Origin of the sequence: Psychrobacter sp. PAMC 21119 (assembly GCF_000247495.1) — a bacterium.
In the GTDB taxonomy this organism is placed as follows: Bacteria; Pseudomonadota; Gammaproteobacteria; order Pseudomonadales; family Moraxellaceae; genus Psychrobacter; species Psychrobacter glaciei.
The window spans coordinates 23,911-30,175 of record NZ_AHVZ01000030.1 but is presented as its reverse complement, the minus strand read 5'-3'; the positions used below and the strand labels follow the sequence as shown (position 1 = coordinate 30,175).

The 6,265-nt window shown below is 43.6% G+C and carries 5 protein-coding genes; 3 read left to right on the top strand and 2 right to left on the bottom strand.

The features are described from left to right. Positions 1-63: 63 nt before the first annotated feature. A complete protein-coding gene (locus RH96_RS10925; RefSeq protein WP_010200890.1) occupies positions 64-267 on the bottom strand; it encodes a helix-turn-helix domain-containing protein in 204 nt (67 codons plus the stop codon). Between the two features lie 92 nt (positions 268-359). Further along, complete coding sequence (ettA, locus tag RH96_RS10920) at positions 360-2,021, bottom strand: energy-dependent translational throttle protein EttA (RefSeq protein WP_010200887.1); 1,662 nt, start codon at positions 2,019-2,021, stop codon at positions 360-362. Positions 2,022-2,536: 515 nt separating this feature from the next. Here ettA and RH96_RS10915 point away from each other — a divergent pair. From RH96_RS10915 to RH96_RS10905, 3 genes are all read left to right on the top strand, one after another. Beyond that, on the top strand, positions 2,537-3,838 hold the full coding sequence (locus RH96_RS10915) for a flavin reductase family protein (RefSeq protein ID WP_010200886.1): 1,302 nt from the start codon (positions 2,537-2,539) through the stop codon (positions 3,836-3,838). 515 nt (positions 3,839-4,353) lie between these two features. Continuing rightward, on the top strand, positions 4,354-5,688 hold the full coding sequence (locus RH96_RS10910) for a fatty acid desaturase family protein (protein WP_010200885.1): 1,335 nt from the start codon (positions 4,354-4,356) through the stop codon (positions 5,686-5,688). 195 nt (positions 5,689-5,883) lie between these two features. Further along, on the top strand, positions 5,884-6,177 hold the full coding sequence (locus RH96_RS10905; RefSeq protein ID WP_010200884.1) for a GNAT family N-acetyltransferase: 294 nt from the start codon (positions 5,884-5,886) through the stop codon (positions 6,175-6,177). Positions 6,178-6,265: the final 88 nt, after the last annotated feature.

Genomic DNA, 6,265 nt, shown 5'->3' with positions numbered 1-6,265 from the left:
TCCTATCCCTGTGTGCCTTGGCAGCTCAGTCAAATGGTACAAGTTGATGCACGTTGAGTTTTTTTACTTGGTGGTGTTGGACTCGCTACTGTAGATGGCTTTGCCAGCTTTAGGTTTGATTGCAAGTATACCGTCTTTTAAATACTGGTTTACCCACTTAAAAACATCTTTATCATTAATATTAAAATGCTTTGCGGTAGCAATGCCTGAATGTCCTTGTTGATAATAGGCTATCACCCTTAGTTTAAAGTCGATGTCATACTTCACAAAATAACCCCCATAAGTTGTGTCCAACTTATGGGGGTCAGTTCACGATTAGAGGTCTTTTTTATTGCGTTTGAATAGTCTAAACAGCCGTATTAGTTCGTAATCTTCTTATACTTCATACGCTTAGGAGTGGCAGCATCACCCATGGTCTTTTTACGGTAGGTCTCAAACTCAGAGTAGTTACCATCGAACCAAACAGGGCCTTCTTCTTCGAACGCCAAGATATGGGTGGCGATACGGTCAAGGAACCAGCGATCATGCGACACGACCATGACGGTACCTGGGAATACTTGGATCGCATCCTCTAGCGCACGCAAGGTTTCGATATCCAAATCGTTTGATGGTTCATCGAGGAGTAATACGTTCGCACCCTGCTTTAGCGTCTTCGCCAGTTGCAAGCGGTTACGCTCACCGCCAGATAACTGCCCGACATGCTTCTGCTGATCTGAGCCTTTAAAGTTAAAGCGACCGATATAAGCACGACTTGGCGTGGTATATTCACCAACAGTGATGATGTCGAGGCCGTCAGACACTTCTTCCCAAACGGTTTTGCTATCGTCTAAGTTGTCACGTACCTGACCAACATAAGCGACTTTGACACTTTCACCCAAATCAACGGTTCCAGTATCTGGCGTATCACGTTCAGTAATCATGTTAAATAGCGTGGTTTTACCCGCACCATTTGGACCAATAATACCGACGATAGCACCTGCTGGGACGTTAAAACTTAGGTTTTCATAGAGCAAGCGATCGCCAAATGATTTAGAGATGTCATTAATCTCAATAACCTTGTTACCCAAACGTGGACCAGGTGGAATGTAAATCTCAGCCGTCTCGTTGCGCTGCTGGAACTCTGTTGAGTTCAATTCTTCAAAGCGTTGTACACGAGATTTAGACTTGGCTTGTTGGCCTTTTTGGTTTTTACGAATCCACTCAAGCTCTTTTTTCAGTGCTTTAGCAAAAGATTCTTCTTGCTTATTCTGCTGCTCTAGACGCGTGTTCTTTTGCTCTAGCCACTCAGTGTAGTTGCCTTCATACGGATAGCCATGGCCACGGTCAAGCTCCAAAATCCACTGCGCGACATTATCCAAGAAATAGCGATCATGGGTAATAGCAACGATAGTACCGCTGTAGTTCTGCAAGAACTGCTCAAGCCATGCGACAGATTCGGCGTCCAAATGGTTGGTCGGTTCGTCAAGTAATAGCATATCAGGGCGTGATAATAGCAAACGACATAGCGCCACACGGCGTTTTTCACCACCTGACAGTTTACTAACATCTGCATCCCATGGCGGCAGACGTAAGGCATCAGCGGCTTTTTCTAACTGAGTGCTTAAGTTATGGGCATCCCATGTTTGGATGATGTCTTCCATTTTGCCTTGCTCTTCAGCAAGTTTATCGAAATCTGCATCAGGCTCAGCGTATTCAGCATAAATAGCATCTAAACGAGCGAGCGCATCTAACGCTTCGCGCATGCCGTCTTCGACGTTACCACGTACGTCTTTGCTGTCATCAAGCTGTGGTTCCTGCGGCAAATAGCCGATTTTGGTGCCCGTTTGCGCGCGTGCTTCGCCGCTAAATTCTGTATCCACACCTGCCATGATGCGCAGCAAGGTTGATTTACCTGAGCCGTTGATACCGAGTACACCGATTTTGGCACCCGGAAAAAACGATAGGTTGATATTTTTTAGGATTTCACGCTTAGGTGGAACAAGTTTTGACACGTTGTTCATCGTGTAAATATATTGAGCCATTAACACTCCGATAGACTGCATAGAAGAGGCAAGCAAATCATACTTAGCAATGATGCCAAGCGTGCTGCACCTCAAAATCAGGGTTACAAATTATAGGCCATTATCGCATTGTGGCGCATACCCTGCAAGCTAGTAGATGGCTTTAGCACTCTTTGGCATTGATTTCGTATTTTTGCACCTATAAGCGCAAGTTTTTACACCTATCAGCACAAGATTATTTGCTTAAATGCAGCCTATAATAGTCAGTATAAGACCTAATTTGAACAATAATCATATCACCCTGATACGCTTCTGTTTTATAAACCCCACAAAAAGTTGCAGCAAATTTTTCGCAAAATTAATAAATAGCCGTTAAGATATTAGATATTCTTAATAAAATATTTTAATAATTGTAGAGTTATTTTGTCTGTTCTAATATGTATAAACGCTGATAAAAGCGACGGCAAAAGCAGTTAAGTGAGCAGTCAAACGCACGACTTTACAATGATTGAAAAGCATATGATAAAAGGTATTCTATGACGACCGGCTACCGCCCTGAGATTATCCAACGCGCGTTCGTTGATTTTATTGGGTCGCGCCTGCATCCGTTTTGGTCATTGACCACACCAAAACTTCGCCTTGTGGCACGGCAAGTGCTCAACGAAGAATTGATTGCGCTGCAATTTGAAGTCAATCAGGCGTTCAAACGACAGGCATTTTCGGTCAATGATAGCTGGCAAGGTGGTCAATATATTCATTTGACCGTACCTATCGATGGCATCCATCACCAGCGCAGTTACTCGCTGGTTGGGCTGTTTCCTCAGCCAGAAAATTTACATGATGCTATTTTCACTAAAAACCTTGTAGAAAACACCGTTGCTAATAATACTGAGGGTCGCGCTAGCAATACTCTACATGCTACCGTCACTATTGCTATCAAATCGCAAGGGCTGGTTTCGGACTATCTGACCAAACAAGCGCCACTTGGTACGGTCTTTAATAGTAGCGTTCCGAGCGGTGACTTTACCTTAGCGGATACATCAGAAAAATTAGCCAAACAAAAAACTGGACTGCCACACTCTGAGCAGTTGCCCCTCTTATTTGTCGCTGGTGGTAGCGGTATTACCCCAATGTTAGGGTTGATTACTCAAGCATTGACACAACGACGTCACGTTACTTTGCTATATTATTATCGTTCGACATTGGCAAGAGCGCCTTTTCAAGCGTACTGGCAACGACTAGCCACTACCTACCCACACTTTACTTACTATATGGTTAATACCACTGACCCAAATAACCACAGTAGCCACAGTAGCCAGCTAGCAGGCACGCGACACTTAGACGCAGCAACTTTATCACTGCTACCATTATCATTAGCAGAGTCGACGATATTCGCTTGCGGCTCATCCTCATTATTAGCAGGGCTTTACCGCGCCCTTGACACACTAAGCCCGCCAACAGAGGAGGAGAGCTTAACCAACAAGCACTCACTACGAGACAACGTGATTATCGAACATTTTGGCACGACATTGACCGATGCTGATATGAACGTTGGCACAGGTGAGTCAAGCAAAACGGCAGATATAGCAGCGCAAACGGTATATTTACGCGGGCGACAGCAGCAGTTTAGTAGTCGCACCACGTTGCTTTTAGGGGCTGAGCAAGCAGGCATACGGCTGAGCTATGGTTGTAGACAAGGAATATGCCAGCTGTGTCGCTGCCAAAAAATAAGCGGTGTCGTCAAAAACATCCAAACGGGCAAAGTGAGCAGCAATGGTTATGAGTCTATTCAGACCTGTATCAATATACCAATGACAGAAGTTATTTTAGATGTATAAAGCCTGTTGCTTCTATTAAGCAGCTGTTTTTAATAGAGACTCATAGAAACTTTTTATAGATAGAATTAAAGTGTTTATACCGCCTTATTAACGGTTTTACAGCGTTTAAAACACCTTATGAACCAAAAACAAAGCCCCGCTCACTCATTAATTATTCTTATCATTATTACTGTTTGATTAAGACCTGCCCTAGGGCGTGTCATCATTTAGATTGTGAGGCTTAAAATGAGAAAAATTGCAGCCAAACAAGGAAGAAATTGCCGTAAATATGAACATATTGACAAAATTGCTGACGATGTTTGGCAAAATTTAGCCATTTTAAGACCACTATAAGACCACTAAATGTATCAATGTGCTAATTGATGACATGCCCTAGGTAAACTAATTAAAATACAGCAACTTGTACCAGATTTCGATAGATTAACATTGGTGCATATTATATGCTAAAACTCACTTGAATCATTGGACCGACGCTGTCGTCTGACACCCTAAGCAGTCTCGGTTAAGGACCATCTATGCGCTTATTACCCTCTATGTTCACCGCACAGTCTGCCGTGCCTACATTTTCTGGATTAACGACTGTACCGCAAAAGCAAGGTTTATATCCAACTTTGAGCGGCTCGCAATTGTCAAAAGCGCGTACAGAAGCCTTGGCTGCTGAGCTAAACACGCTGTATCAGAGCGTGATGGACTCACTGGGTGCTGATGATGCTCGCTATATTCAGCGCGTGTATACCACCGTCGTCTATAGTGAAGTGCTAGCACGTGGTCTACTGGCTGTCGCAGGTCGACTGTCATCACGACGACGTATAGTGGCGACTTGGTTATTGGGCACTTCCTTATTAAGTTTTAGCAAAATCTTAAACAATATGGAGCTTGGTCATAATGTCATGCACGGGCAATATGACTGGATGCAGCATCCGCATCTGAATAGTAAGCAGTTTGATTGGGACATAGTTTGTCCTGCCCCACTATGGCAGCATTCGCACAATTATCTACACCATACGTTCACCAATATCGTTGGTCGCGATCATGATGTGGGTTATCATTTGATTCGAGTGACTGATGAGCAGCCTTGGGTGCCAGAAGATCGCTACAACCTGCTTAGTACCGCAGGACTGGCACTTGGATTTGAGTGGGCAGTTGCTTTTCATGATATTCAAATCAGCACCGATGAGTATGCGGACTCTCCTGATCTGCATAACATCATGCAGCAGAAATCTCGTGCCTTATTTGCCAAAATCGGTCGACAAGTGGGTAAAGACTATATTGCCCTGCCAGCCTTAGCAGCAGTAACGTTGGGGCGCCGTAGCGGCATAAGTACATTGAGTGGCAATCTCACTGCCAATATCGCTCGCAATATTTGGACGTGGGCAGTGATATTCTGTGGTCATTTTACCGAACAGGCGCATATCTACACCCATCTCGATGCTAACGAAAGCAAAGGGGACTGGTATGTCCGTCAAATCCTTGGCTCTAGTAATATTCAAGGTAGCAAATGGTTTCATCTTTTAACGGGTAATTTGTCACACCAGATCGAGCACCATATCTTCCCTGATATGCCCGCTCGCCATTACGCGCGTATCGCGCCACAAGTACAGGCAATCTGCCAAAAGTATGGCTTGTCTTATAACACTGGTCGGTTTGGTCGCCAATTCAAACAAGTAATAGGGCGTATCAAGCATTTTAGCAAACCAAGTGCAGAAGAATGGCAGGCACATTTGCAAGCGCAATCCAATCTACCAGCACATGCAAATAATGTTGTCGAACCAAAAGATGAACCACTCATGCGCGGCTTAAGTAAATATCTACCGCCTGTGGTGCAAAACGCCTTATTTTATGCCAAGTAGAGGTTATAAGAATGAACGGTAACATTTCGCCTATCTGTATTTACCATAAGCATTCGTAAGTATCTATTATATCTATGAGCAATGACTCATAATAAAGATTGGCAATGACTCACATAAAGAAATAACTAATCATAAAAACAAGTCATTTGGTACAAACATTAATAATGCGAAAACTTATAAAAAATGGAGTGCTATATGAACGATAATATTGACAAAAAACACTTAGATATTGTCCATGATGAACAAGCCAAACGTTTTGAGACCTCAATCAATGGTCACACTGGCTATATTAGCTATCAAGAACGCGACGGAAAGCTCGTCTATGACCATACGATCGTACCGCAAGAATTGGGTGGGCGCGGTGTCGGTTCAGGTCTAGTCAAACATGCGCTAGACTATGCGCGCGAACAGGATAGAAAAGTCGTGCCACAGTGCTCGTTTGTCGCCTCTTACATCAGCAAGCACCCTGAGTATCAAGACTTGGTATAGCCGAATACCATCCTTTAGCTCTATTAAAATCCAACAATTGATGCCACACTACCCTCCTATTTGTTTGCTATCTACAATCATATGTTTA